The organism is Alexandriicola marinus, from assembly GCF_004000435.1.
GTDB classification, from domain to species: Bacteria; Pseudomonadota; Alphaproteobacteria; order Rhodobacterales; family Rhodobacteraceae; genus Alexandriicola; species Alexandriicola marinus.
The window spans coordinates 1-245 of record NZ_RBVZ01000100.1 but is presented as its reverse complement, the minus strand read 5'-3'; the positions used below and the strand labels follow the sequence as shown (position 1 = coordinate 245).

Here is a 245-nt window from a genome sequence, read left to right as displayed (position 1 = left end):
CCATGAATTCGTTCAACCAGGGCAGGCTGCAGGACCGCAATCCGCTGTCTGTGATCGATATCGGATCAAACTCGATCCGCCTTGTCGTTTATGAAGGCGTGGCGCGCTCGCCCACCGTCCTTTTCAACGAAAAGATGCTGGCCGGCCTTGGCCGCAACATTGTCACCACCGGCAAGCTCGATGCCGACGGCGTGGCCCGTGCGATCAACGAGTTCCGCCGCTTTCGCGCCCTGTCCGAGCAGGCC

Annotated in this window: 1 pseudogene; it reads left to right on the top strand. The window is 61.2% G+C overall.

From position 1 onward, the window contains the following. Positions 1-245 (top strand): annotated as a pseudogene (locus EP376_RS22845) (exopolyphosphatase); the annotation flags it as partial.